Raw genomic sequence first — 21,987 nt, 5'->3', positions numbered from 1 at the left:
CTTTGAATCAGGAGGGACCATCGTGCGTCGATCATTCATCATAACAACAACCATCCTCGCCCTCGCCGCGAGCACCTCCGCGCGGGCCGACGACCTCAAGGTCGCGCTGATCTACGGCAAGACCGGCCCGCTGGAAGCCTACGCCAAGCAGACCGAGACCGGCCTGCAGATGGGCTTCGAATACGCCACCAAGGGCACCATGACGCTCGACGGCCGCAAGATCGTCGTCATCACCAAGGACGACCAGGGCAAGCCGGACCTGTCGAAGGCCGCGCTCGCCGAAGCGTATCAGGACGACAAGGCCGACATCGCGATCGGCACGACCTCGTCGGCCGCGGCGCTGGCGATCCTCCCCGTCGCCGAAGAGAACAAGAAGATCCTGATCGTCGAGCCCGCGGTCGCGGACCAGATTACCGGCGAGAAGTGGAATCGCTACATCTTCCGTACCGCGCGCAACTCGTCGCAGGACGCGATCTCCAACGCGGTCGCGATCGGCAAGCAGGGCGTCACCGTCGCGACGCTGGCGCAGGACTATGCGTTCGGCCGCGACGGCGTCGCCGCGTTCAAGGACGCGCTCGCCAAGACCGGCGCGACGCTCGCTGCGGAAGAATATGCCCCGACCTCGACCACCGACTTCACCGCCGTCGGCCAGCGCCTGTTCGACGCGCTGAAGGAGAAGCCCGGCCGCAAGGTGATCTGGGTGATCTGGGCCGGCGCCGGCAATCCGCTGGCAAAACTCCAGGACATGGACCCGAAGCGTTACGGCATCGAGCTTTCCACCGGCGGCAACATCCTGCCGGCGCTCGCAGCCTACAAGGGCCTGCCCGGCATGGAAGGCGCGACCTACTACTACTATGACATTCCGAAGAACCCGGTGAACGACTGGTTCGTCGCCGAGCACCAGAAGCGCTTCAACGCGCCGCCGGACTTCTTCACCGCGGGCGGCTTCGCCGCTGCGATGTCCGTCGTCGCCGCCGTCACCAAGGCGAAGTCGACCGACACCGAGAAGCTGATCACCGCGATGGAGGGCATGGAGTTCGATACGCCGAAGGGCAAGATGGTGTTCCGGAAAGAGGACCATCAGGCGCTGCAGAGCATGTATCACTTCAAGGTCAAGGTCGATCCGAACGTCGCCTGGGCCGTGCTCGAGCCGGTGCGCGAGCTGAAGATCGAGGACATGGACGTTCCCGTCAAGAACAAGCGGTAGGTGCCTTGCTTCACCTCTCCCGCTTGCGGGAGAGGCCGGGAGAGGGCTCTCACCTCTTGGGGGCTCTCGCCGGCGGAGACACCCTCTCCCCTACCCTCCCCCGCAAGCGGGGGAGGGGGCGCAGCTTGATCCGCGGATACATCTTCCTCTCATCAATTTACTCGACCTCCCATGACGCTCACCCTCGAAACCCGCGACCTCACCATCCGCTTCGGCGGCCATGTCGCGGTCAACAACGTCACCTGCACGTTCCGCCCGGGCGAGCTCACCGCCATCGTCGGGCCGAACGGCGCCGGCAAGACCACCTATTTCAACCTGATCTCGGGCCAGCTGCGCGCTTCACACGGCAGCATCCTGTTCGACGGTACCGACATCACCCAGCACTCCGCGCCGCTGCGGACTCGTGCGGGCCTCGGACGCGCGTTCCAGCTGACGAATCTCTTCCCGAACCTGACGGTCGAAGAGAACGTCCGCCTCGCGGTGCAGGCGGCTGATGGCACCCATTACGACATGCTGCGGCCGTGGATGGTCCGACGCGACCTGATCGCGCGCGCCGACGCCATCCTCGACCAGGTCGCGCTCGGCAATCGCCGCGGCGTCGCCGCGACCGCGCTGTCGCACGGCGACCAGCGCAAGCTCGAGGTCGCCCTGATGATCGCGCTGGAGCCGAAGGTCTTCATGTTCGACGAGCCGACCGCCGGCATGAGCATCGACGAGGTCCCTGTTGTCCTCAACCTGATCGCACAGCTCAAGCAGGACAGGAGCAAGATCATCCTTCTGGTCGAGCACAAGATGGATGTGGTGCGCTCGCTCGCCGACCGCATCATCGTGCTGCATAACGGGCAACTCGTCGCCGACGGCCCGCCGGCCGAGGTGATCGCCTCGCCGATCGTGCAGGAAGCCTATCTCGGCGTCGCACCGAAGAGTGCCGCATGACCGATCTCCTGAAGCTCTCCGGCGTACACACCCATATCGGCCGCTATCACATCCTCCAGGGCATCGACCTCGCAGTCCCCCAGGGACAGGTCACGATGCTGCTCGGCCGCAACGGGGCCGGCAAGACCACCACGCTGCGCACCATCATGGGCCTGTGGCAGGCCTCGTCGGGCGAGATCAGCCTCGCAGGCGAGCGCATCGAAAGCCGCGCCACGCCCGACATCGCCCGGCTCGGCGTCGGCTATGTGCCGGAGAGCATGGCGGTGTTCTCCGACCTCACGGTGAAGGAGAACCTCGTCCTCGCCGCCCGCGACGCGCCGATGGACGACAAGCAGCTGGAATGGATTTTTGGTTTCTTCCCGGCGCTGCGCCGGTTCTGGCTGTCGCGCGCGGGAAGCCTCTCGGGCGGACAGAAGCAGATGCTGTCCATCGCCCGCGCGATCGTCGAACCGCGAAAACTGCTGCTGATCGACGAGCCGACCAAGGGCCTGGCACCCGCCATCGTGATGGCTCTGATCGAGTGCCTGAAGGAGATCAAGCGCAAGGGCGCCACGATCCTCCTGGTCGAGCAGAATTTCTTTGCCGCCCGCGAGCTCGGCGACAACGTGCTCGTCATGGACAACGGAAAAATCGTCCACCGCGGCGAGATGGCGGCGCTCGCCGCCGACGTGCCGCTGCAAGAGCGGCTGCTCGGCCTGAGCCTGGAGGCGCATCAGTGACTGAAATCGCCGCAAACGATCCGCTGCCGAAGCCGAAGCGCGATATCGCGCCGATCCTGCTGCCGATCGCGGTCGCGCTGCTGATGATCCCGCTGATCGGATCGACCTCCTCCTGGCTGACGCTGACCGCGGCGAGCCTCGCGATGGGCATGATGATCTTCATCATGGCCTCGGGCCTGACGCTGGTGTTCGGCCTGATGGACGTGCTGAATTTCGGCCACGGCGCCTTCATCGCCGTCGGCGCCTATGTCGCGACGCTGGTGCTGGCGCCGTTCGCGGCCTCCATCCAGGCGGATTCGCTCTGGATGAATCTCGCGGTATTGGCCCCGGCCGCGCTGCTGTCGATGGCCGTGTCGGGCGCGCTTGGCCTGGTCGTCGAGCGCGTGCTGATCCTGCCGGTCTACGGCCAGCACCTGAAGCAGATCCTGATGACGACGGGCGGGCTCATCGTCGCCGAGCAGACGCTCTATGCGCTGTGGGGACCGCAGATCATCCCGATGCCGCTGCCGGCCTCGCTGCGCGGCTCGTTCATCCTCGGCGACGTCGCGATCGCCAAATACCGCGTGCTGGCGATGCTGATCGGGCTCGCCGTCTTCATCGCGATCCAGCTCGTGCTCAACCGCACCAAGCTCGGCCTTTTGATCCGCGCCGGCGTCGAGAACCGCGAGATGGTCGAGGCGCTCGGCTATCGCATCCGCCGGCTGTTCCTCGGCGTGTTCATGACGGGCTCGGCGCTCGCCGGCCTCGGCGGCGTAATGTGGGCGCTCTATCGCGAGCAGGTCCACGCCTCCATGAGCGACGACCTCACCGTGCTGATCTTCATCGTCGTCATCATCGGCGGCCTCGGCTCGATCGGCGGCTGCTTCATCGGCGCGATCCTCGTCGCCATGGTCGCCAATTACGGCGGCTTCCTGGTGCCGAAACTCGCCCTCGTCTCCAACATCCTGCTGATGGTCGCCATTCTGATGTGGCGGCCGCGCGGCCTCTATGCGGTGACCAGTCGATGATGATTCTTTCGGGCGATCCGCCGAAGAGCCGCGTCCTCACGCTTGTTCTCCTCGTCATCATCCTGGCGCTGGCGGCGACGCCGTTCCTGTTTCCGGGCGCCAAGGCGCTGAACGTCGCGGCCAAGATCTGCGTCTTCGCCGCGCTGGTCGCGTCCTACGACCTGCTGCTCGGCTACACCGGCTCGGTGTCGTTCGCGCACACCATGTTCTACGGCATCGGCAGCTACGCCATCGCGATCGCGCTGTACGGCATGGGGCCGAACTGGGCGGCGGTCGCAACCGGCATCGTCGCCGGCCTGCCGCTCGCCGCGCTGCTTGCGCTCGCCATCGGCCTGTTCTCGCTGCGCGTCGCCGCGATCTTCTTTGCCATGATCACGCTCGCGGTCGCCTCCGCCTTCCAGGTGCTGGCCTCGCAGCTGTCCTGGCTGACCGGCGGCGAGGACGGCCGCAGCTTCCAGCTGCCCGAACTGCTCCGCCCCGGCACGGTGCTGATTTCCAAGAACCTGTTCGGCTTCGAGATCAACGGCCGCATCCTGACCTTCTACCTGGTGTTCGCGATCTCGGCGCTGATGATCCTCGGTTTGCTGCGCGTCGTGAACTCGCCGTTCGGACGCGTGCTGCAGGCGATCCGCGAGAATCGTTTTCGCGCCGAGGCGCTCGGCTTTCGCACCGTGTTCCACCTGACCTACGCCAATTGCCTCGCGGCGCTGGTTGCCGCCGGCGCCGGCATCCTGAATGCATTGTGGCTGCGCTATGCGGGTCCCGACACCTCGCTGAGCTTCTCCATCATGCTGGACATCCTGCTGATGGTCGTGATCGGCGGCATGGGCACGATCTATGGCGCCATCATCGGCGCCACCATCTTCATCCTCGCGCAGAACTATCTGCAGTCGCTGATGGGCGTCGCCTCGAAGGCGGCGAGCGAAGCCGGCCTACCGCTGCTGCCGGGGCTGCTGCATCCCGATCGCTGGCTGCTGTGGCTCGGGCTGCTCTTCATCGCCAGCGTCTACTTCTTTCCGACCGGCGTGGTCGGCCGCCTGCGCAGTGGCGGCGGCGACAAGAGCAAGGGCGCCTCGCATTAAGCTCCGGTTAACGATGCAATGCAGCGATCACTGCACGCATCGCACAACCGGCGCGTGATTCCCGCCCCGCTGCATAAGCGCGTCCCCGTGCAACCGGATTAATGCTTAGGTAACTGGTTTTCCTAAGGTTTGCGCCATTTGTGGGGTGTATTCATGTCCCTCCAGGGAGGGGGGAATGCGTCGGGTCTTTGCAAGGATCGCAGCGGGAATATCCCTAGTCGCCAGAGGCGGCTGGGAGGCAGCGATTCGCCGTGGACCCGTGCTGTGGCTGACCCTCTGCGGCGTGCTGCTGGTCGCCGGGATCTTCGCCGTGACCGCCATGGCCGTCGGCGAGTTTCGCGAGCGTACGCTGACCAATCGCGAGCGGGAGCTGGAAAACACGGTGCAGCTGATCGCGCGGCACTTCGACCAGCAGTTCGTCGATTCCGACGTCGTCGCCGCCGACCTGATCGGGCAGATGAACCTGCCGGAGATCACCTCGGCCCAGATGTTCCGCGAGCGCATGTCGGGGCCGGCCGCGAACCAGATGCTGCGCAGCAAGATCAGCTCCGTCTCCTACCTCGGCGACATCGCGATCTACGACGCCGACGGCGAGTTGATCAACTGGTCGCGGAGCCAGCCGCTGCCCAAGATCAGCGTGTCCTCACGCACCTACTTCCAGACACTCAAGTCCGACCCGATGTCCGAGCCGGTGCTGCTGGAGTCCGTCCGCAGCTTCATCATCGGCAAATGGACCACGATCGTCGCGCGGCGGCTGAGCGGTGCCGACGGCACCTTCCTCGGCGCGATGGTCCGGCGGATCGATCCGGACAGCTACCAGAGCTACTTCGCATCCGTGGCGCTTGCCGAGGGCACGGCGATCTCGCTGTTCGACCGCGAAGGCAAGATGCTGGCGCGCTACCCGCATGTCGAAGAGCTGATCGGCAGGAATTTCAAGGACGCGCCGCTCATGCGCAAGATGCTGAGCGACGGCGGCCGGCACACGCTCCGCGTCAAGGGACCGATCGACGGCGAGGATCGCCTCGGCTCGGCCGCCTCGCTGAAGCATTTCCCCCTCATCATCGTCGCCACCAACAAAACGGATGCCGCGCTTGCCGACTGGCGGCAGCAGACCGGCTTCATGGTCACGACGGCCGCGCTCTCGGCCACGGTGATCGCGCTGATCCTCTATCTGATCATCCGGCAGATCCACCGGCAGAACCGCGAGGCCCAGCAGCGGATCGAGGCGGAGCGCCTGCGGCTCGACACCGCCCTCAACAACATGTCGCAGGGCCTGATCCTGTACGACGCGAACGGCTACATCGTCACCTGCAATCGCCGCTATGCCGACATGTTCGGCCTGTCCCATGACGTCATCAAGCCCGGCTGCCATATCCGCGAGGCCATGCAGCATCGCAAGGACCGCGACGCGTTCGGCGGCGACGTCGAATCGTTCTGCGCCGACGTGATGCGCGTCGTCGCCGAGGGCACGGTCTCCACCAGGATCCACGAGCTGCCCAACGGCCGCGCCTTCCAGGTCATCAACACCCCGCTCGCGCAGGGCGGATGGGTCGCCACGATCGAGGAGATCACCGAGCGGCGCAATCTGGAGCAGGAACGCGACCGCAACTACATGTTCCTGCGCGAGATCATCGATCACATTCCCTCGCAGATCACGGTGAAGGACGCCCGGACGCGGCAATATCTGCTGGTCAACCGGACCGCCGAGGAGCAGTTCGGCCAATCGCGCGAGGACATCGTCGGCAAGACCCCTTCCGAGATGTACCCGGCGGACGCCGCCAGGATCGTCAACGAGGACGACAGCCGGGCGCTGCAAGCCACGAACGGGCTGTTCATGGACGAGCATGCCTGGCAGAGCCAGACCAAGGGGCTGCGCTACATCACCTCGACCCGGATCGGGATCCCCGACAAGTCGGGCGAGCCGCGCTACCTCATCAGCGTCGTCGAGGACGTCACCGAACGGCGGCGCGCGCACGAGAAGATCGCGCACATGGCGCATTACGATGCGCTGACCGACCTGCCGAACCGCACGCTGTTCCGCGAGCAGATCGAGCGCGAGCTGGCGAAGGTCGCGGGCGGCGAGCAATTCGCGCTGCTCTATATCGACGTGGACGAGTTCAAGGGTATCAACGATTCGCTCGGCCATCACGTCGGCGACGAGCTGCTGAAGGCGATCGCGACCCGCCTGCGCGGCTGCCTCAAATCGGGCGACCTGATCGCACGGCTCGGCGGCGACGAATTCGCGGTGATCCAGACCGGGGTGCGGTCCTCCGCCGACGTGCTGTCCTTTGTCACGCGCATCTACGAGGCGATCCGCCAGCCCTATCATTGTCTCGGCCACCAGCTCTCCACCGACGCCAGCATCGGCATCGCGCTGGCGCCGCAGGACGGCGCCGATCTCGACCAGCTCATCAAGAACGCCGACCTTGCGATGTACGGCGCCAAGGCTTCGGGCCGCCGCACCCACCGCTTCTTCGAGCCCGAGATGGACGCGAGCGCCAAGGCGCGCCTGACCCTGGAGCAGGATCTGCGCCAGGCGCTGGTCAATGGCGGCTTCGAGATCCACTATCAGCCGCTGGTCGATCTGCGCTCCGGCGAGGTCTCCGGCTGCGAAGCGCTGCTGCGCTGGCGCCATCCCGAGCGCGGCATGGTCTCACCGGTCGAGTTCATTCCGATCGCCGAGGACACCGGCCTGATCAACGAGCTCGGCGACTGGGTGCTGCGCACCGCCTGCAACGAGGCCGCGACCTGGCCGGCGCATATCCGCGTCGCGGTCAACGTCTCGCCGGTGCAGCTCAAATGCGACACGCTGGCATTGCGGATCGCGGGCGCGCTCGCCGCCTCCGGGCTTGACCCGCGCCGGCTCGAGCTCGAGATCACCGAGGCCGTGCTGATCCGCGACGACGAGGCGGCGCTCTCGATCCTGCACCAGCTTCGCGCGATCGGCGTGCGCATCGCGCTCGACGATTTCGGCACCGGCTATTCCTCGCTGAGCTATCTGAAGCGCTTCCCGTTCGACAAGATCAAGATCGACCGCTGCTTCGTCGCCGACATCGCCGAGACGAGCGGCGCGCCCGTGATCGTGCAGGCGGTGGTGAACATCGCCGCCGCCAGCAACATGACCACGGTCGCCGAGGGCGTCGAGACCGAGGCGCAGCGCGAGCTGCTGCGCAGCCTCGGCTGCACGGAGATGCAGGGCTATCTGTTCAGCGCGCCGAAGCCGGCCGCCGAGGTGCGCAAGCTGTTCGGCGCGGGCGGCACCGTGCCGGTGGCGGCGGTGGCCTGATGGCAAAGCCAGGCAAGATCGCGGCGAAAGCCGTCGACGTCGCGGACTCCTACGCCGTGCGGCTGATGCAGCACCTGGTGGTGCCGACCTTCGTGATCGATCCGAAGCGGCGCGTCGTGATCTGGAACAGGGCCTGCGAGCGGCTGACCGGCGTTGCGGCCTCCGAGGTGATCGGCACCAGCAAGCACTGGCAGGCCTTCTACGAGACCAAGCGCCCCTGCCTTGCCGATCTGGTCGCGCTCGATCGTCCCGAGCAGCTGCCGGAATTCTATTCGGAATATGCCGCGCGCGGCCATAACGGGCTCGGCTTCTCCGCGGAGAACTGGTGCGTGATGCCGAAGCTCGGCAGCCAGCTCTATCTCGCCATCGACGCCGGCCCCATCCACGACGAGGCCGGAAACCTGATCGCGGTGGTGGAGACGCTGCGCGACCTCACCGACCAGAAGCGCGCCGAGATGGCGCTGAAGGAGCTCGCCACCAAGGACGGGCTCACCGGCCTTGCGAACCGCCGCGCCTTCGACCAGCAGCTGATGAGCGAATGGGAGCGCGCGCAGCGCACGCAGAAGCCGATGGCGCTGCTGTTCGTCGACGTCGATCATTTCAAGCTGTTCAACGACCGCCACGGCCACCAGAGCGGCGACGAGTGCCTGCGCGCGGTCGCCACCGTCGTCAGCGGCCATGCGGTTCGCCCGCTCGACCTCGCCAGCCGCTATGGCGGCGAGGAGTTCGCGCTGATCCTGCCGGAGATGGACTGCGACGCCGCCTGCGCCATCGCCGACGAGATCCGCATCGCGGTCATGGCCTTGAGGATCGCCCATGGCGCGAGCGGGGCCGGCGACCACGTCACCCTCAGCGTCGGCGTTGCCAGCCACATTCCCGGCGAAGCCGACGGCAGCCCCGACCGGCTGCTCGGCGCGGCCGACCAGGCCCTCTATGCGGCCAAACGGCTCGGCCGCAACCGCGTCATCTGCACCGAGCGCCTGCTCGCCGAATTCGCCGGCCTCGGAAGGGATATCGCGCAGGTTCCTGGCCGGACGGCCCGCAAATCAGCCTGACCGAAGCCGCCGGAAGCGGTTGCCCGCCCCCCGCCAATCGGCTAAATGAACCCTCGACTGCACCCGTAGCTCAGCTGGATAGAGCGTTGCCCTCCGAAGGCAAAGGTCACACGTTCGAATCGTGTCGGGTGCGCCACTTCGGTCCGAAACCGGGCACTCCAAAAAACTTCCCAATTCTGCGTCGGGCGACGTCGGTCGCACCGCGGCTCGTTATTCGTCACCGCATAGCCTAGAGCAGGGAAGACCTTTCCGGCCAGCCTCGGCGCAGCAAAGAACCGCATCGTATCTCCGGCAGGAATGCTTCGTGGGCCGCAGCATGATCGCACCGCGGCGAACCCGTCGTGCCCATCTTTATCAGTCGCGCGGCGCCGGTTAGATTGAGCCTCGTCAGAGACGCCTGGACGTGTCCGTGAATATGGAGATGACCCATGAAGCTCGCGCATGACGGCATCCAGCTCTCCTTCGACATCGCCGGCGCGGGACCGCTTCAATTCCTGTTCGTCCATGGCCTTGGTGGGGATCGCACGCATTTCGCGCCGCAGATGGAGTATTTCGCCGGTCAAGGTCGGGCGTTGAATGCCGAGCTGCGGGGGCATGGCGAGAGCGACAAGCCTCAACAGGCGTATTCGATCGAAGGCTTCGCCGATGATCTCGTCTTTCTCTGCAACAGCCAGCAGATTACAAAGCCGGTCATCGTGGGGCAGAGCATGGGTGGCAACATGGCGCTCGAAATCGCCGCCCGCTATCCGGACTTTCCTGCAGGCCTGGTGCTGCTCGATTCAGGAGTGCTCTTCCCTGCTTCGGCAGGAACGGTGTTCGCCGAGTATCTGGAGGGTTTGAAGGGCGCGAATTTTACGGACGAGGTGCGGAGAATTGTAGCGGACTCCTGTCTGCCAACCGACCGATGCCGCCCGCATGTCGAACAGACTTTTCTGGCGACGCCACAGCACGTGCTGGTGTCCACGTTCACAAGTCTATTCCCATGGGATGTGCATCGGGCGCGTGAGTGCGCCGAGGCGTGCCCGGTCCCGGTGCTCTACATCGAAGCGGCCCACCGGCTCGCGGATCTCGATCGTTTCGCGGCGCTTTGCCCGCAACTGGTCACGGCTAAGGCCGTCGGCTCCGGGCATTTCCTGTCGCTGGAGGTGCCGGAGCAGATCAATCCGATGATCGACCGGTTCATCTCGCTCTACGTGAGGGGCGGCCAGTAAGCTTTGTCGTGGCCGGGCAGTGAACGGCAATTGGCGGTCCGACGTGCGTGCGGACATGTTCGCGTGTCGCCGAGTGCCATATCATGGTGCCACGGAAGCATTGGGGCCTATCTTCGACGTCCGTGGCGCGCCAGTCCTCTCGCAATATTCACACCGGCATCTATGTCAGCATCGAGATGATCGTCTGGATCTGGTCGGTGGCAACCGTCACCAGTCCGTCATATGACGTGTGGCCATGCGCGGCAGCGTTCAGGATGCATTCGGCGACGGCCGCTTTCAGGCCGAACACCGATTGATGGGCCGGTACGCTCGCCATCACGGTCTCGAGGGCCTGGCGCATCGTCTGAACGAGTTCGGAGCTGTATTGCATGGTCTGTCCTCCGCACACTCATATGGCGCTGCACGCGTGGACCTGCCACTCACAAGCCTGAGACTGTGCTTTGAACCCATCGAAACTCGAAGCCTCAATTCAAACGCCAGATCGCCGCATTGAGGGTGCCGGCGAAGGCGACCCACGCTGCGTAGGGCACGAACAACGCGGCGGCCAGTTTGTCGCGTGACGTCTCGATTACGATGTAGGCCACGATCGTCATGAACAGCCCGACGAGGATGACGAGCGCGGCTCCGATCTGGTGCATCGTGAACATCACCGGAGACCAGGCGAAATTGAGCGCGAGCTGTGCGAACCAGACCAGCATCGCCTTGCCCGATGGGTCGCGGCGGAAGGTCCGCCAGCCCGCAACGGCGATCATGATGTAGAGGATCGTCCATGCCACCGGAAACGCCCAGTTCGGCGGCACGAAGCCCGGCTTGGCGAGGCTCGCATACCACGCCCCGGGAAGATTGGTCGCCCCGATCAGCCAGCCGATGCCGACCACGCCCACCACGAAGACCAGCAACTGAACCATCCATCACCTCGCGCATCTCGTTGCACAATTGTATCATCATTCCATGAGCGATTCCGGCACGGTCACGGGCGACGCCGCGCCCGTGCGCAAGATCATCCATATCGACATGGATGCCTTCTATGCGTCCGTGGAACAACGCGACAATCCGGAGCTGCGCGGCAAGCCGGTCGCAGTCGGCGGCTCGGCGGAACGCGGCGTCGTCGCGGCGGCCAGCTACGAGGCCCGCAAGTTCGGCGTCCGCTCGGCGATGCCGTCAGTCACGGCGAAGCGGCAATGCCCCGAGCTGATCTTCGTCAGGCCGCGCTTCGAGGTCTACAAGGCGATCTCCAGGCAAATCCGCGAGATCTTCGCCGAGCACACGCCTGTCATCGAGCCGCTGTCGCTGGACGAAGCCTATCTCGACGTGACGGAGAACCTGCAAGGCATCCCGCTGGCGCGGGACGTCGCATTGCGCATCCGGGAGAAGATCAAGGCCGAGACAGGCCTCAACGCCTCGGCCGGCATCTCCTACAACAAGTTTCTGGCAAAGCTCGCCTCCGATCACCGCAAGCCCAACGGCCAGTTCGTGATCTCGCCGGAGATGGGGCCCGCCTTCGTCGAGACGCTGCCGGTCGGCAAGTTTCACGGCATCGGCCCGGCGACGGCCGCGAAGATGAATGCGCTCGGCCTGTTCACCGGCCTCGACATCCGCAACCAGACGCTGGAGTTCATGAACGCGAATTTCGGCAAGTCGGGTGCCTATTATTACTGGATCTCGCGCGGCGTCGACGAGCGGCCGGTCCGGGCCAACCGGATCCGCAAGTCGATCGGCGCGGAGACGACATTCTCGATGGACCTCGACGCCTTCGACGCGCTGGCGGCCGAGCTCAGGCCTCTCGTCGACAAGGTCTGGCGCCATTGCGAGACCACCGGCAACCGCGGCCGCACCGTCACGCTGAAGATCAAGTTCGCCGATTTCGAGATCATCACGCGGAGCAGGTCCGCTACCTCCGCAGTCGCAGGCCGGGACGAGCTGGAGCGGCTGGCCGCCGGCCTGCTCGAAATCGAGATGCCGTTGCCCAAGCGCGTCAGGCTGCTCGGCGTATCGCTGTCCTCCCTGCAGGACGGGGACGATACGGAACCTCAGCTGACGCTGGGCATTTGAACCGGCCTCCGCCGGCCCCGGCAAACGCGACATCTTTGTCCGCGACGCGGGCCGCCGACCTGTCGTAGAGACAGCGGATACCTTTTCTTTTGCCATCGATGCTGGAATGCTTGCCTTATTGATACGCTTGGGATTGCGCTTCGAGGACCGGATCGAGGAGCGGCGGTTCGTCGACCAGTATGTCCGGGGCAGCCTCGGGTGGACGCAGATCGCGATGCTGCTCGGCGCCGCCACCTATGCCGGCTACACGCTGTGGGATTGGGTGCTCTACCCCGAAGTGGTCCCGACCACGCTTGCGATCCGCGGCGGCACCGCCCTGTTCATCCTGCTGCCGCTGACCGCGCTATTGTCGCGGCGGTGGATGAAGCCGTGGGCGGAGACGATCTTCCTCGTCTATTGCGTCATTCCCGGCTGCATCCTGCCCAGCATCTACCTGGTGCTGCCGTCCGGCTTCACCTTCGCCGCGCCCGGCATGATGATGATCATCCTGTTCGTCTCGACCATGCTGCCGTTGCGGATCGGCTCGCTGGCGATCTTCTGCCTGCTGTCCTGGGTGGCGCTGATCGTCGCCGAGACGTTCGCGCCGACCCTGCCGATGGGCCTGCGGTTCATCAACCATTCCCTGGTTGGCAACGCCTACGCACTGTCCCTCTATGCGGTCGCGGCGCGCGAATACCGGGCGCGGAAGCAGTTCCGGACATCCGAGGCGCTGCAACGGGAAAAGGAGCGCTCGGAGAAATCGCTGCGCGATCTGCGCGCGACCCAGGAGCACCTCGTTCAGGCCGAAAAGCTCGCCTCGCTCGGGCAATTGGTGGCGGGTGTCGCCCACGAGGTCAGCACCCCGCTCGGGCTCGCACTGACGACCTCGACGACGATGCAGACCGACCTGCAGGCCATGGCCGACGCATTGAACGGAACGTCGGTGCGGCGGTCCGATCTCACCAGGGGAATTGACCGGCTGAGGCAGGGGCTCGACCTGACCTTCGACAATCTGCACCGCGCATCCGAGATGGTGCACAGCTTCAGGCAGGTCGCAGTCAACCAGGCCGACGAGGACCGGCGCACGTTCGAGCTCAAGGATTGGCTGTCGGAGCTGATGTCCAAATTGGGACCGCTGCTGTCGCACCATGCCCTGGCGGTCGACGTCGCGTGTCCGCCGGGGATCAGGCTCAACAGCTATCCGGGTGCGCTCGCGCAGGTCATCAGCAACCTCGCGCTCAATACCGCCGGGCACGCCTACCCGGACAAGCAAGGCGGCCGGTTTGCGATCGCGGTCAGCCAGCCTGAACCGAATTCGGTTCGCCTCCTCTGCACCGATGACGGCATCGGCATCCCCGACGAGCTGCAGGCGCACATCTTCGATCCGTTCGTCACGACGAGCCGCGAACGCGGCAATGCGGGCCTTGGTCTGCACATCGCGTTCAATCTGGTCGCGTCATCGCTCAACGGCCGCCTGCGGCTGGAGAGCAAGACCGGGCCGGGAACTCGGATCGCCATCGAGATCCCGGTCGATGCGTGACGGCGACGGGCTGCAAGCCCGCCGCCGATGACAGTCCGGTCCTGCTGGGCCGCTCAATGCTTCATATGCTCGAACACCACGATCACGCCGGTCGGCTCGGGCTCATGCGCCATCAGGCGCGTCAAATCCGCATCACTCCAGTCGGCGAGACTGACGACCTCGCCGCTCTGGCGATCCACGCCCGGCGAAGGGGTTGGCTCGAGGACCTTCAGTCCCATCTCGTCGACGAAGAAGGTGTGCTCGCCGAACATGCTGTGAAGCTGGGGCATCGCCGGATGCTCGTCGGGCAGCACCTGGGCGCCGAGCTGGTTGACGGTCTGCTTGACCTGTTCGGATGTAAGCTTCATGCGCTGCTCCGTTGCTGTCGTATCGGGTTTCATTGAGATGAGCCGGAGCGAGCGTTCCCTGCGCCCGTGTTCGCCTGGCTCAACTCCCGAACGGGTGCTGCGCACAAATGTTCCTGTGAAATGTTTTTCGTGATCGCGCGTTGCATCTGCCGCGCTCGCGGCACGAGATCGCCACACGAAGTGCACGATCTCGCGCCGGATGGCGCTATTCGGCGGCTTCGACGATCCGGATGTCGCGGTCGGCGCCGTCGCCGAGCAGATCGTGCGCGGCTTTGTAGGCCGGGCTCTCATAGGCCGCCCTGGCGCTCGCGACGCTGTCGAACTCGATGAGCACGACGCGTTCCATCTGGCCGTGCTCGAAAGCAGCCGCCGGCATGCCGCGCGCGAGCACGCGGCCGCCAGCCGCTTCGATCGCCGGACGTGACAGTTTTGCGTAGGCCGCCATGGCATCGGGATTCTTGATCGCGCGGTAGGTGGCAACCCAATAGGCTTTGGCCATTATTGTTCTCCTGGTTTTTCGTGGCTTAGTGTTCGCTGCGGTTCTCGCCGACCGACAACGCGCAGATCCGTGACAGATAGGTGTAGGGCAGACCGGTCTCCTCCGCCCAGGCGTTGAATTGCGCCTGCACTTTCGCGAGGTCGCCCTTGGACTTCACCTCTTCGGCGATATCGAGGCCGGCATCGCGCAGGCAGGCAACGACATCCCTGGAGGTGACGAAACCGTCCCAGCCGACGAAGCGCAGCAGCATCTGGCCGGTATTGCCGCCCAAGCGACTGCCGCGCTTGGTGAGGAGGTCGAGCAGGCCGACCTCGTTGGAGGCCGGCCATTGCGCCAGAAACCTGCCGAACGTGCCGTGCTCTTTGGCAATCTCCTGAATGAAGGCGGCGTTGTCGCGCACCGACATGATCTTGGCGCCGTTGCGCACGATGCGGGCGTCGCGCAGCAGGCCTTCCCAATAATCCTCGGGCTGGAAAGTCAGCTTGGCCGGCTGGAAACGCAGGAAGGCCGCTTCGAAGCCGTCCCATTTCGAATCGATCACGCTCCAGGCGAAGCCCGCGCAAAACACCCGCTTCGTCATCTCGGCGAGGATCCGGTCGTCGCCGAGCTTCGCCAGACGCTTCAGGTCAGGCTTGTCGGGCATCAGCTTTTCCAGCGCCTTGGGCCCGCCCTTGCGCTTCTCGGCACGGGCACGAATGGTCTTGAAGGAGGTCATGTGGACACGGCTGTTGAGGAGCGGTCACGACAGCAGAATTCGGCGATCTGGTCCAGCCTTCGCGGTTGCCCGGCCCCTCTTGCGCTCCACGACGCGCCGCAGCATGCTGCCGCCCGTTGGATTGACGTGATGGGGCAGCCGGGCTGGTCTGCTTCTTGCTTTATGTCGTTTGGAATTCCCTGACATTTTTTGATCTCTCGCCAACGGATTTCCAATGCGCTGCCTGGTCGTCGCCGACCTGCACTATTCATTGCCGCAGCTCGACTGGCTGGTCAGCGCGGCACCGCAATTCGACCTCCTGATCTTCGCCGGCGATGCGCTCGACATCGGCTCGATGGTCGATTTTCGCGCGCAGATCGTGGTGGTGAAAAAATACCTCGCGCTACTGGCTGCAAAGACCCGCGTGATCCTCTGCTCCGGCAATCACGACCTCGACGAGCGCAATGCCGAGGGCGAGAAGATCTCGCGTTGGATCTCGGAAGTGCGCGACCTCGGCATCGCCTGCGATGGCGACAGCGTCACCATCGGCGACACCCTGTTCACGGTCTGCCCGTGGTGGGACGGGCCGCTGGTGAAGCAGCGCCTCGTCGAGCAGTTGCGCGAGGCCGCAGCCATCCGGCCGCCGCGCTGGATCTGGGCCCATCATGCGCCGCCGGCGGAATCACCGACGAGCTGGGGCGGCAAGCGCTTCTTCGGCGATGTCGAGCTGGTGCAGTGGATCATGCAGTACCAGCCGTCGATGGTGATCTCGGGCCATGTGCATCAATCGCCCTTCATCGCCAATGGATCGTGGTTCGACCGGCTGGGCCAGAGCTGGGTCTTCAACACCGGTCTGCAACCCGGCCGTCCCCCGACCTACATCGTGCTGGATCTCGATGCGGACAAGGCGTTCTGGCTGGCGGCAGGCGAAGCGCAATGGATCGACCTTGCCGCGCCGCTGAAGCGGCCCGCCGCTCCGATCGAGACGCCGCCCGACTGGCTCACATCCTTGGATCAGATTGCCGATCCGAGCCTGGCGAGACCTCAAGTGGCGGCAGGTTGATCATGCTCTGAAGCACCTCACCGACCATGGCCAGGTGCGTGCCATGTCCGGCATATTGCCGCTTGAGATCGGCAAGATAGGTGTTGGCGACGTTGAGCCGCTGCGCCAGCATTTTGGCGATCAGCAGCGCGATGCCCGGCTCGCGCTTGAGGAACGAGGCCGCGTCCTCGAACTCATAGATGACGGCATCGGAGCAGGCGCGCACCGTCGCGGTATGCGGCTGGCCCAGCAGCACGGACATCTCGCCGAGGATAGCGCCGGGCTCGGTGACGGTGGCGACCACCATTTCGCCCTTGAGGACCTCGAGCTTGCCCTGCATCAGCACATAGAGATGGCCGCTGGTGCCGCCCTCTGTGACGATGAGCGTGCCGGCTGCGACCTGCCGTTCCGTTCCGCCGGTGCAATAATCCAGGACTGCGCGCATCTCGCGAAAGCTCCAATCGCCGGGGATACCCAGCATAGAACTAGAGCACGATCCGTGCCAGGCGGCAAATCAACACCGCTACGGCCGGAGCGAGAGGCGCTTGGCGAGATGAACCGACTGCCAGTCGCCGAGCCCGGTATCGCTGAATCCGGCTTTCCTCGCGAGGCCGCGCATCTCGGCATTGGTCCGCGCCGTCTCGCCGGCGATCATCTCGTGGCCGAGATCGATCGCCCGCGTCTCCATCGCATTCAGCATCTGCAAGCCGAAGCCCATGCGCTGGAAGGCATCGGCGACCGAGATGGCAAACTCGCCGTGCCGCGCGGCGGCATCGTAGGCATAGTGGGTTTCGCCGATGATCGTGCACCGTCCCGCCTGCCTGAACTCGGCGAACAGCGTGAAATGATCGGTACGATCGGTCTTCGCCAGGCATTGAGCCGCAACGACGGCGAGATCGGCACGCGCGCCCATGAAACGCTTGTTACGCGATGTCGGGGAAAGGCCGGTGAAATAAACCGACAGGCTCTCCAGATCGGAGCTACTCGCGGGCCTGATGCAGACCACGCCGTCCGCTTCGGCCAGTTCAACCGGCCGGGCGACGGCCTCGGGAAACTGCTGGGACATGCATGACGCTCTCGGCAGGTTGCGTGGACCGCACACCTAACCGAGACCGCGCACTGCCGGCTTGGACATCGCTGCCAATCATGCGGCCGGAAACGAACAGATCGCTTCCCTGTGCCGTGCGTCACACACGGGAGAGCGACGGCACCTCGTCCGGCAGGATGGCCTGCAGGCCACCGAAGCGGCGCTCGCGATTGTGGAAGGCGGCGAGCGCCTCTGCGAGATCGCCGCCATCGAATTCGGGCCACATCCGCTCGGTGAAGTGCAGCTCGGCGTAAGCGCCTTCCCAGAGCAGGAAGTCGGACAGACGCTTTTCGCCCGAGGTGCGGATGATGAGATCGACATCGCGCAAGCCAGGCTCGCCGGTGACGAGTTGCGAGAACGCCTCGCGGGTCAGGCTGGTCAGCGCCGCCGCCTTCGCCGCGGCGTTGAGGATGGCGTCGCGCGCGGAATAGTCGACGGCGATGCGCACATGCAGCGTGTTGCCCTGCGCTGTCGCCTCTTCGGCGCGCGCGATCGCATTGGCGATGCCGTCTGGCAGGCGGTCGCGGCGCCCGATCACGGAGAGACGCACGCCGTTCCTGACGAGGCTCTGCACTTCGTTGGCGAGATAGAAGCGCAGCAGGGTCATCAGCGCGGCGACCTCGGCCTTGGGCCTGCGCCAATTGTCGGTGGAGAAGGCATAGAGCGTCAGCGTGCCGATGCCCTGCTTGGGCGCGGCCTCGACGATGCGGCGGATGGTTTCGACCCCGGCCTCGTGGCCGCGCACGCGCGACAGGCCGCGCCGCGTGGCCCATCTGCCGTTGCCGTCCATGATGATGCCGACATGAAGCTTCTCGTTGCGGGACGTGATGTCACTTTGCATTGCAAAGTCTCCGGTCAAAAAAGGGGAAGATCAGGTCGAGACGATGCCGAGGCGGCCGAGCGGCGGCGCCTCGCGGCCGGCGGCCTTGGCGGCGTCGCGCACCAGCCGTTCGAGCACGGCGAGATAATCGAGGAAGCGGCGGCGGCCGGCCTTGGTCAGGCGGCAGGTGGTGTGCGGGCGATTGCCCTCATAGCCCTTGGTGACCTCGACGAGACCGGCCTCCTGCAGCACGGCGAGATGCCGGCTGAGATTGCCGTCGGTGAGGCCGCAGAGCTGCTTGAGGTCGGCAAATGCCAGCCCCTTGGGATGGGCCATCAGCGAGGTCAGGAGCCCGAGCCTCGCCTTCTCGTGGATCACGCGGTCGAGCCCCTCGTAGGAGAAAGGTGCGCTCTCAGTCTTCGACATCGTTGTCTCCGGACGCGAAAAACAGAATGCCCGCCATCACCGACTGCCCGATCACGAAAGGCAGCCCCATGGTCCATGGCGACAGCGTGTGGGTGCGGCTCGCGAGCACGACGACCGCAAAACCGGACACGAAATACCAGGCTCCGGCGAGCGCGACGGTGCGCGGCAGCGAACGGACCGAGGCGAAGATGCCGAGCGACACCAGGATCTGCCAGAGCCCGGGCAACAGCCACAGCGTCTCGCTCGCGAATTTCCACATCACCACCGCAAGCAGCACGCCGGCAACGCCCGCGGGCAGGAACTGCTCGACGGCCTGGTGGATCATGGCGTCGGCGAGGCCGGAATGATGACGGCGCGAGCGCGCGCGCATCTCGATCCCGATCATCAGGCCGGACAGCACGGCGGCGACGAGCCAGCCGAAGAAGAAGCCGACCGGCTCGCTGGTGGGGTCGCCGAGCAACCAGAATTGCAGACTCGCGGTGAGCAGCGCGACGGCGCCGGTGGCCGCCATCGTGGCCGGGCCATAACCGCGAAACGCGGTGCCGGCCGCGATCTGGCTGCGGATCGCCACGATGTCAGCCAGTGCCTTGTCGAGATCGCGCATCGGCAACGCCAAAACCTCGCTCCGCCACGTTTTCGGGATCGCTTGCCCCGTCACTTTGTATCGCAAAGTATATAGGATTGCAAAGTAATGGCAAGCCGGAAAGTCGCGACGAGGAGCCCCGGCCCGGCCAGACAACTGTCGGTTGCGCTGCCGCACCCACCGCGGATAAGATGTGTCCCAAAGCGTTCCGGGGGGAAGTATGTGGCTTAAGTCATTGGTTGTTGCGTCTTTGTTGCAGGTGGGCGTCGCCGGCATCGCGCATGCGAAAGGACCGTTCGGCAGCGTCAATGTCGGCAATTGGATCGGCGGCGCTTTCAGCAATGACGAGACCGGCGCCTTCTCTCATTGCGCCGCGACGACGCCCTACGCCAACGGCGTCATCCTCGTCGTGAGCCAGAATTCCGCCGGCACATGGTCGCTCGCCTTTGCCAGTCCCAGCTACCGCTTCAACAAGGGCGAGAACGCCGCGATCGACGTGACCTTTGACGGGCAGGAGCAAGCCAGGCTGTACGCCACGGCGTATCAATCCAACATGCTCACGGCCGTCATGCCGCTGAATGTCGTGCGTACGTTTCAGAAGGCGAGCCTGATGGTGGCGACGGCCGGCCGCGCCGTTCTGAATTTCGATCTGACCTCGACCGGGCCGGTGATCGCCGCATTGGCCAATTGCGTGACCAAGGTGAAAGCCGACGGGCTCGACAAGGCCGGCGACTTCACCAAGGGCGCGGCCAAGCCGGCGGCGGCAGCGGAGAAGCAGGCGTCTCCGCCGGCCCGCAGCAAACCTGCCAGGGCCAGCAGCGGCACCGGCTTCGTGGTGAGCGGCAGCGGACACATCGTCACCAACCACCATGTGATCGACGGCTGCGTCGGTGACATCAAGGGCAATCTCACCGGCGAGGCTGCGATGGTGCTGCGCGTCGTGTCGAGCGATGCCAACAACGACCTCGCTCTCTTGCAGGCGCCATCGACGACGACCTTCAAGGACTTCGCCCGGATCCGCGACCGCTCGATCCGCTCCGGCGATTCCGTCATCGCGATCGGTTTTCCCTTCCATGGCCTTCTGAGCTCGGATTTCACCGTGACCACCGGCATCGTCAGCTCGCTCAGCGGCATGCGCAACGATTCGCGTTTCCTGCAGATCAGCGCGCCGGTGCAGCCGGGCAACAGCGGCGGGCCGCTGTTCGACGCCGCCGGGCAGATCGTGGGCGTGGTCACCGGAAAAATTCCGGCGCTGCGCATCGCGGCTGCGACCGGCAACATTCCCGAGAACATCAACTTCGCCATCAAGACTGGTGTGCTGCGCGACTTCCTCGACAATTCCGTGGTGCCCTATCAGACCGCCGAGCCGAAGGCCGAGCTCAAGACCACCGACATCGCCGGCAACGCGCGGCCGTACACGATGCTGATCTCGTGCAACGCGACGGAGCAGGACGCGAAAAAATAGGGAGCTGGGGTGCAGCTCGCCCCGTCGCCCTCCGCTGTCATTCCCCGCCACCGGGTCTCGCCTTCGGCGAGCCCGATGACAGGCTCCAGCGGGGAATCCAGTACGCCGCGGCCTCTCGATTCATCACGGCCGGCTCGGAGTACTGGATCGCCCGGTCAAGCCGGGCGATGACACCTTTGATGGGGCTGCAGTGTGCCCCCTCACCCGTGGCAGCACGCAGCCTTCGTCGCCTGCGGCTCATACTGGTCGCGCAGGCGGACCCAGTCCATCGGATAGGGCAGGCCCTCCTCGTGACGGCCGAGCGGCGTCAGGTCGAGATATTGATAGGCGGCGTTCATCATGTCGAGGCCGCGGGCGAAGCAGGAATAGGTGTGGAAGATCTCGCCGGCCTCATTGCGATAGAACACGCTGATGCCGGGCAGCTCGGGCCCATAGATCGGCGTCGTGCCGAAATTGTACATCGGCTGTCCGGTCGCGATCTCGTCGGATGAGAACGTCACGCCGTAGTCGCGGTTGAAATCGTTGCCGCCCGAGGAGACCCAGTCGAAGGTCCAGCCCATCCGCGTCTTGAAGGCTTCGAGCTTTGCGCTGGGTGCCAGCGAGACCGCGGCCATGGACGTGTCCCGCGCAGCCAGATGCGGCACCATCCGCTCGTAACCGTCTGCCCAGAACGAACAGCTCTTGCAGGCCGCGTCCCAGTCGGGCGCGAACATCACATGCTGGACGACGAGCTGCGGACGCCCCCTGAAGAGATCGCCGAGCGTCACCTTGCCGTCCGGTCCGTCAAACACATAATTCTTGTCGACCTTGACCCAGGGCAATGCGCGGCGTTCGTCGGCAAGCCGTTCGCGGACCTGCGTCAACTCCTTCTCATGGGCGAGAAGCGCCTTGCGCGCGGCGATCCATTGCTCGCGCGAAACGATCTGATGTTGCGGCATCGCATGCTCCTT

The 21,987-nt window shown here is 65.2% G+C and carries 23 protein-coding genes and 1 tRNA gene; 13 read left to right on the top strand and 11 right to left on the bottom strand.

The features are described 5' to 3' along the window. Positions 1-22: 22 nt before the first annotated feature. From JQ617_RS23120 to JQ617_RS23080, 9 genes are all read left to right on the top strand, one after another. Positions 23-1,207, top strand: coding sequence for a substrate-binding domain-containing protein (locus JQ617_RS23120; protein ID WP_212028266.1), 1,185 nt, complete (start codon positions 23-25; stop codon positions 1,205-1,207). A gap of 171 nt (positions 1,208-1,378) precedes the next feature. Beyond that, on the top strand, positions 1,379-2,143 hold the full coding sequence (locus JQ617_RS23115) for an ABC transporter ATP-binding protein (protein WP_145657346.1): 765 nt from the start codon (positions 1,379-1,381) through the stop codon (positions 2,141-2,143). After that, the gene (locus JQ617_RS23110) at positions 2,140-2,862 is read left to right on the top strand and encodes an ABC transporter ATP-binding protein (RefSeq protein WP_212028265.1); all 723 of its coding nucleotides are present in this window, start codon (positions 2,140-2,142) and stop codon (positions 2,860-2,862) included. The genes JQ617_RS23115 and JQ617_RS23110 overlap by 4 nt, the downstream gene beginning before the upstream one ends. After that, a complete protein-coding gene (locus tag JQ617_RS23105) occupies positions 2,859-3,869 on the top strand; it encodes a branched-chain amino acid ABC transporter permease (RefSeq protein WP_212028264.1) in 1,011 nt (336 codons plus the stop codon). The genes JQ617_RS23110 and JQ617_RS23105 overlap by 4 nt, the downstream gene beginning before the upstream one ends. Beyond that, positions 3,866-4,951 (top strand): branched-chain amino acid ABC transporter permease, encoded by a 1,086-nt coding sequence (locus tag JQ617_RS23100; protein WP_208608612.1) that lies wholly within the window; start codon positions 3,866-3,868, stop codon positions 4,949-4,951. The genes JQ617_RS23105 and JQ617_RS23100 overlap by 4 nt, the downstream gene beginning before the upstream one ends. A 175-nt stretch (positions 4,952-5,126) precedes the next feature. Next, positions 5,127-8,237 carry a bifunctional diguanylate cyclase/phosphodiesterase gene (locus JQ617_RS23095; protein WP_212028263.1) on the top strand — a complete coding sequence of 1,037 codons (3,111 nt, stop codon included), beginning with the start codon at positions 5,127-5,129 and terminating at the stop codon, positions 8,235-8,237. Then, complete coding sequence (locus tag JQ617_RS23090) at positions 8,237-9,292, top strand: sensor domain-containing diguanylate cyclase (protein ID WP_212028262.1); 1,056 nt, start codon at positions 8,237-8,239, stop codon at positions 9,290-9,292. The genes JQ617_RS23095 and JQ617_RS23090 overlap by 1 nt, the downstream gene beginning before the upstream one ends. Before the next feature lie 59 nt (positions 9,293-9,351). Then, positions 9,352-9,428: transfer RNA gene (locus JQ617_RS23085), tRNA-Arg, on the top strand. A 292-nt stretch (positions 9,429-9,720) separates the two neighbouring features. Next, the gene (locus JQ617_RS23080) at positions 9,721-10,503 is read left to right on the top strand and encodes an alpha/beta fold hydrolase (RefSeq protein ID WP_212028261.1); all 783 of its coding nucleotides are present in this window, start codon (positions 9,721-9,723) and stop codon (positions 10,501-10,503) included. A 160-nt stretch (positions 10,504-10,663) separates the two neighbouring features. Here the strand turns inward: JQ617_RS23080 and JQ617_RS23075 are convergent, their stop codons facing one another. Further along, positions 10,664-10,873, bottom strand: coding sequence for a hypothetical protein (locus JQ617_RS23075; protein ID WP_063685958.1), 210 nt, complete (start codon positions 10,871-10,873; stop codon positions 10,664-10,666). Between the two features lie 94 nt (positions 10,874-10,967). Next, positions 10,968-11,411 (bottom strand): TspO/MBR family protein, encoded by a 444-nt coding sequence (locus JQ617_RS23070; RefSeq protein WP_212028260.1) that lies wholly within the window; start codon positions 11,409-11,411, stop codon positions 10,968-10,970. A 43-nt stretch (positions 11,412-11,454) separates the two neighbouring features. On the opposite strand from JQ617_RS23070, the gene dinB reads away from it, so the two are divergent. Together dinB and JQ617_RS23060 are read left to right on the top strand one after the other, a co-directional pair. Beyond that, entirely contained in the window at positions 11,455-12,555 is a 1,101-nt protein-coding gene (gene dinB, locus JQ617_RS23065) for a DNA polymerase IV (RefSeq protein WP_212028259.1), read from the top strand. 106 nt (positions 12,556-12,661) lie between these two features. Then, entirely contained in the window at positions 12,662-14,074 is a 1,413-nt protein-coding gene (locus JQ617_RS23060) for a sensor histidine kinase (protein WP_212028258.1), read from the top strand. A gap of 53 nt (positions 14,075-14,127) precedes the next feature. Here JQ617_RS23060 and JQ617_RS23055 read toward each other — a convergent pair whose 3' ends face one another. From JQ617_RS23055 to JQ617_RS23045, 3 genes are all read right to left on the bottom strand, one after another. After that, positions 14,128-14,421, bottom strand: a complete 294-nt coding sequence (locus JQ617_RS23055) for a hypothetical protein (protein ID WP_063685952.1) — start codon at positions 14,419-14,421, stop codon at positions 14,128-14,130. 205 nt (positions 14,422-14,626) lie between these two features. Then, positions 14,627-14,920: a DUF1330 domain-containing protein gene (locus tag JQ617_RS23050; protein ID WP_063685950.1), complete on the bottom strand. Its 294-nt coding sequence runs from the start codon at positions 14,918-14,920 to the stop codon at positions 14,627-14,629. Positions 14,921-14,945: 25 nt separating this feature from the next. Then, entirely contained in the window at positions 14,946-15,635 is a 690-nt protein-coding gene (locus JQ617_RS23045; protein ID WP_212028257.1) for a DNA-3-methyladenine glycosylase I, read from the bottom strand. 214 nt (positions 15,636-15,849) lie between these two features. Between JQ617_RS23045 and JQ617_RS23040 the strand changes: the two genes are divergently transcribed. Continuing rightward, positions 15,850-16,677 carry a metallophosphoesterase family protein gene (locus JQ617_RS23040; RefSeq protein ID WP_063685946.1) on the top strand — a complete coding sequence of 276 codons (828 nt, stop codon included), beginning with the start codon at positions 15,850-15,852 and terminating at the stop codon, positions 16,675-16,677. Here JQ617_RS23040 and JQ617_RS23035 read toward each other — a convergent pair. From JQ617_RS23035 to JQ617_RS23015, 5 genes are all read right to left on the bottom strand, one after another. Next, complete coding sequence (locus tag JQ617_RS23035; RefSeq protein WP_063685944.1) at positions 16,616-17,101, bottom strand: Crp/Fnr family transcriptional regulator; 486 nt, start codon at positions 17,099-17,101, stop codon at positions 16,616-16,618. The genes JQ617_RS23040 and JQ617_RS23035 overlap by 62 nt on opposite strands. Positions 17,102-17,179: 78 nt before the next feature. Continuing rightward, positions 17,180-17,722: a GNAT family N-acetyltransferase gene (locus tag JQ617_RS23030; protein WP_212028256.1), complete on the bottom strand. Its 543-nt coding sequence runs from the start codon at positions 17,720-17,722 to the stop codon at positions 17,180-17,182. A 121-nt stretch (positions 17,723-17,843) separates the two neighbouring features. Further along, complete coding sequence (locus JQ617_RS23025) at positions 17,844-18,584, bottom strand: di-trans,poly-cis-decaprenylcistransferase (protein WP_212028255.1); 741 nt, start codon at positions 18,582-18,584, stop codon at positions 17,844-17,846. Positions 18,585-18,614: 30 nt separating this feature from the next. After that, positions 18,615-18,989 (bottom strand): winged helix-turn-helix domain-containing protein, encoded by a 375-nt coding sequence (locus JQ617_RS23020; RefSeq protein WP_063685938.1) that lies wholly within the window; start codon positions 18,987-18,989, stop codon positions 18,615-18,617. Continuing rightward, positions 18,976-19,593, bottom strand: a complete 618-nt coding sequence (locus JQ617_RS23015; protein ID WP_063685936.1) for a hypothetical protein — start codon at positions 19,591-19,593, stop codon at positions 18,976-18,978. Before JQ617_RS23015 ends, JQ617_RS23020 begins: the two co-directional genes overlap by 14 nt. Before the next feature lie 199 nt (positions 19,594-19,792). On the opposite strand from JQ617_RS23015, the gene JQ617_RS23010 reads away from it, so the two are divergent. Then, positions 19,793-21,037 carry a S1C family serine protease gene (locus JQ617_RS23010; protein ID WP_212028254.1) on the top strand — a complete coding sequence of 415 codons (1,245 nt, stop codon included), beginning with the start codon at positions 19,793-19,795 and terminating at the stop codon, positions 21,035-21,037. A 200-nt stretch (positions 21,038-21,237) separates the two neighbouring features. Here JQ617_RS23010 and JQ617_RS23005 read toward each other — a convergent pair whose 3' ends face one another. Then, a complete protein-coding gene (locus JQ617_RS23005) occupies positions 21,238-21,975 on the bottom strand; it encodes a DUF899 domain-containing protein (protein WP_212028253.1) in 738 nt (245 codons plus the stop codon). Positions 21,976-21,987: the final 12 nt, after the last annotated feature.

This window comes from Bradyrhizobium sp. KB893862 SZCCT0404 (assembly GCF_018130885.1).
In the GTDB taxonomy this organism is placed as follows: domain Bacteria; phylum Pseudomonadota; class Alphaproteobacteria; order Rhizobiales; family Xanthobacteraceae; genus Bradyrhizobium; species Bradyrhizobium stylosanthis.
Note: the sequence above shows the minus strand (reverse complement) of the source record. Positions and strands in the feature narration are given on the sequence as shown.

Excerpts from the sequence above, each read along its gene's own strand:
- JQ617_RS23115 (WP_145657346.1), top strand. The coding sequence starts at position 1,379 with ATGACGCTCACCCTCGAAACCCGCGACCTCACCATCCGCTTCGGCGGC.
- JQ617_RS23110 (WP_212028265.1), top strand. The coding sequence starts at position 2,140 with ATGACCGATCTCCTGAAGCTCTCCGGCGTACACACCCATATCGGCCGC.
- JQ617_RS23100 (WP_208608612.1), top strand. The coding sequence starts at position 3,866 with ATGATGATTCTTTCGGGCGATCCGCCGAAGAGCCGCGTCCTCACGCTT.
- JQ617_RS23095 (WP_212028263.1), top strand. The coding sequence starts at position 5,127 with ATGCGTCGGGTCTTTGCAAGGATCGCAGCGGGAATATCCCTAGTCGCC.
- JQ617_RS23090 (WP_212028262.1), top strand. The coding sequence starts at position 8,237 with ATGGCAAAGCCAGGCAAGATCGCGGCGAAAGCCGTCGACGTCGCGGAC.
- JQ617_RS23080 (WP_212028261.1), top strand. The coding sequence starts at position 9,721 with ATGAAGCTCGCGCATGACGGCATCCAGCTCTCCTTCGACATCGCCGGC.
- JQ617_RS23075 (WP_063685958.1), bottom strand. The coding sequence starts at position 10,873 with ATGCAATACAGCTCCGAACTCGTTCAGACGATGCGCCAGGCCCTCGAG.
- JQ617_RS23070 (WP_212028260.1), bottom strand. The coding sequence starts at position 11,411 with ATGGTTCAGTTGCTGGTCTTCGTGGTGGGCGTGGTCGGCATCGGCTGG.
- dinB (WP_212028259.1), top strand. The coding sequence starts at position 11,455 with ATGAGCGATTCCGGCACGGTCACGGGCGACGCCGCGCCCGTGCGCAAG.
- JQ617_RS23060 (WP_212028258.1), top strand. The coding sequence starts at position 12,662 with ATGCTTGCCTTATTGATACGCTTGGGATTGCGCTTCGAGGACCGGATC.
- JQ617_RS23055 (WP_063685952.1), bottom strand. The coding sequence starts at position 14,421 with ATGAAGCTTACATCCGAACAGGTCAAGCAGACCGTCAACCAGCTCGGC.
- JQ617_RS23050 (WP_063685950.1), bottom strand. The coding sequence starts at position 14,920 with ATGGCCAAAGCCTATTGGGTTGCCACCTACCGCGCGATCAAGAATCCC.
- JQ617_RS23045 (WP_212028257.1), bottom strand. The coding sequence starts at position 15,635 with ATGACCTCCTTCAAGACCATTCGTGCCCGTGCCGAGAAGCGCAAGGGC.
- JQ617_RS23040 (WP_063685946.1), top strand. The coding sequence starts at position 15,850 with ATGCGCTGCCTGGTCGTCGCCGACCTGCACTATTCATTGCCGCAGCTC.
- JQ617_RS23035 (WP_063685944.1), bottom strand. The coding sequence starts at position 17,101 with ATGCGCGCAGTCCTGGATTATTGCACCGGCGGAACGGAACGGCAGGTC.
- JQ617_RS23030 (WP_212028256.1), bottom strand. The coding sequence starts at position 17,722 with ATGTCCCAGCAGTTTCCCGAGGCCGTCGCCCGGCCGGTTGAACTGGCC.
- JQ617_RS23025 (WP_212028255.1), bottom strand. The coding sequence starts at position 18,584 with ATGCAAAGTGACATCACGTCCCGCAACGAGAAGCTTCATGTCGGCATC.
- JQ617_RS23020 (WP_063685938.1), bottom strand. The coding sequence starts at position 18,989 with ATGTCGAAGACTGAGAGCGCACCTTTCTCCTACGAGGGGCTCGACCGC.
- JQ617_RS23015 (WP_063685936.1), bottom strand. The coding sequence starts at position 19,593 with ATGCGCGATCTCGACAAGGCACTGGCTGACATCGTGGCGATCCGCAGC.
- JQ617_RS23010 (WP_212028254.1), top strand. The coding sequence starts at position 19,793 with ATGTGGCTTAAGTCATTGGTTGTTGCGTCTTTGTTGCAGGTGGGCGTC.
- JQ617_RS23005 (WP_212028253.1), bottom strand. The coding sequence starts at position 21,975 with ATGCCGCAACATCAGATCGTTTCGCGCGAGCAATGGATCGCCGCGCGC.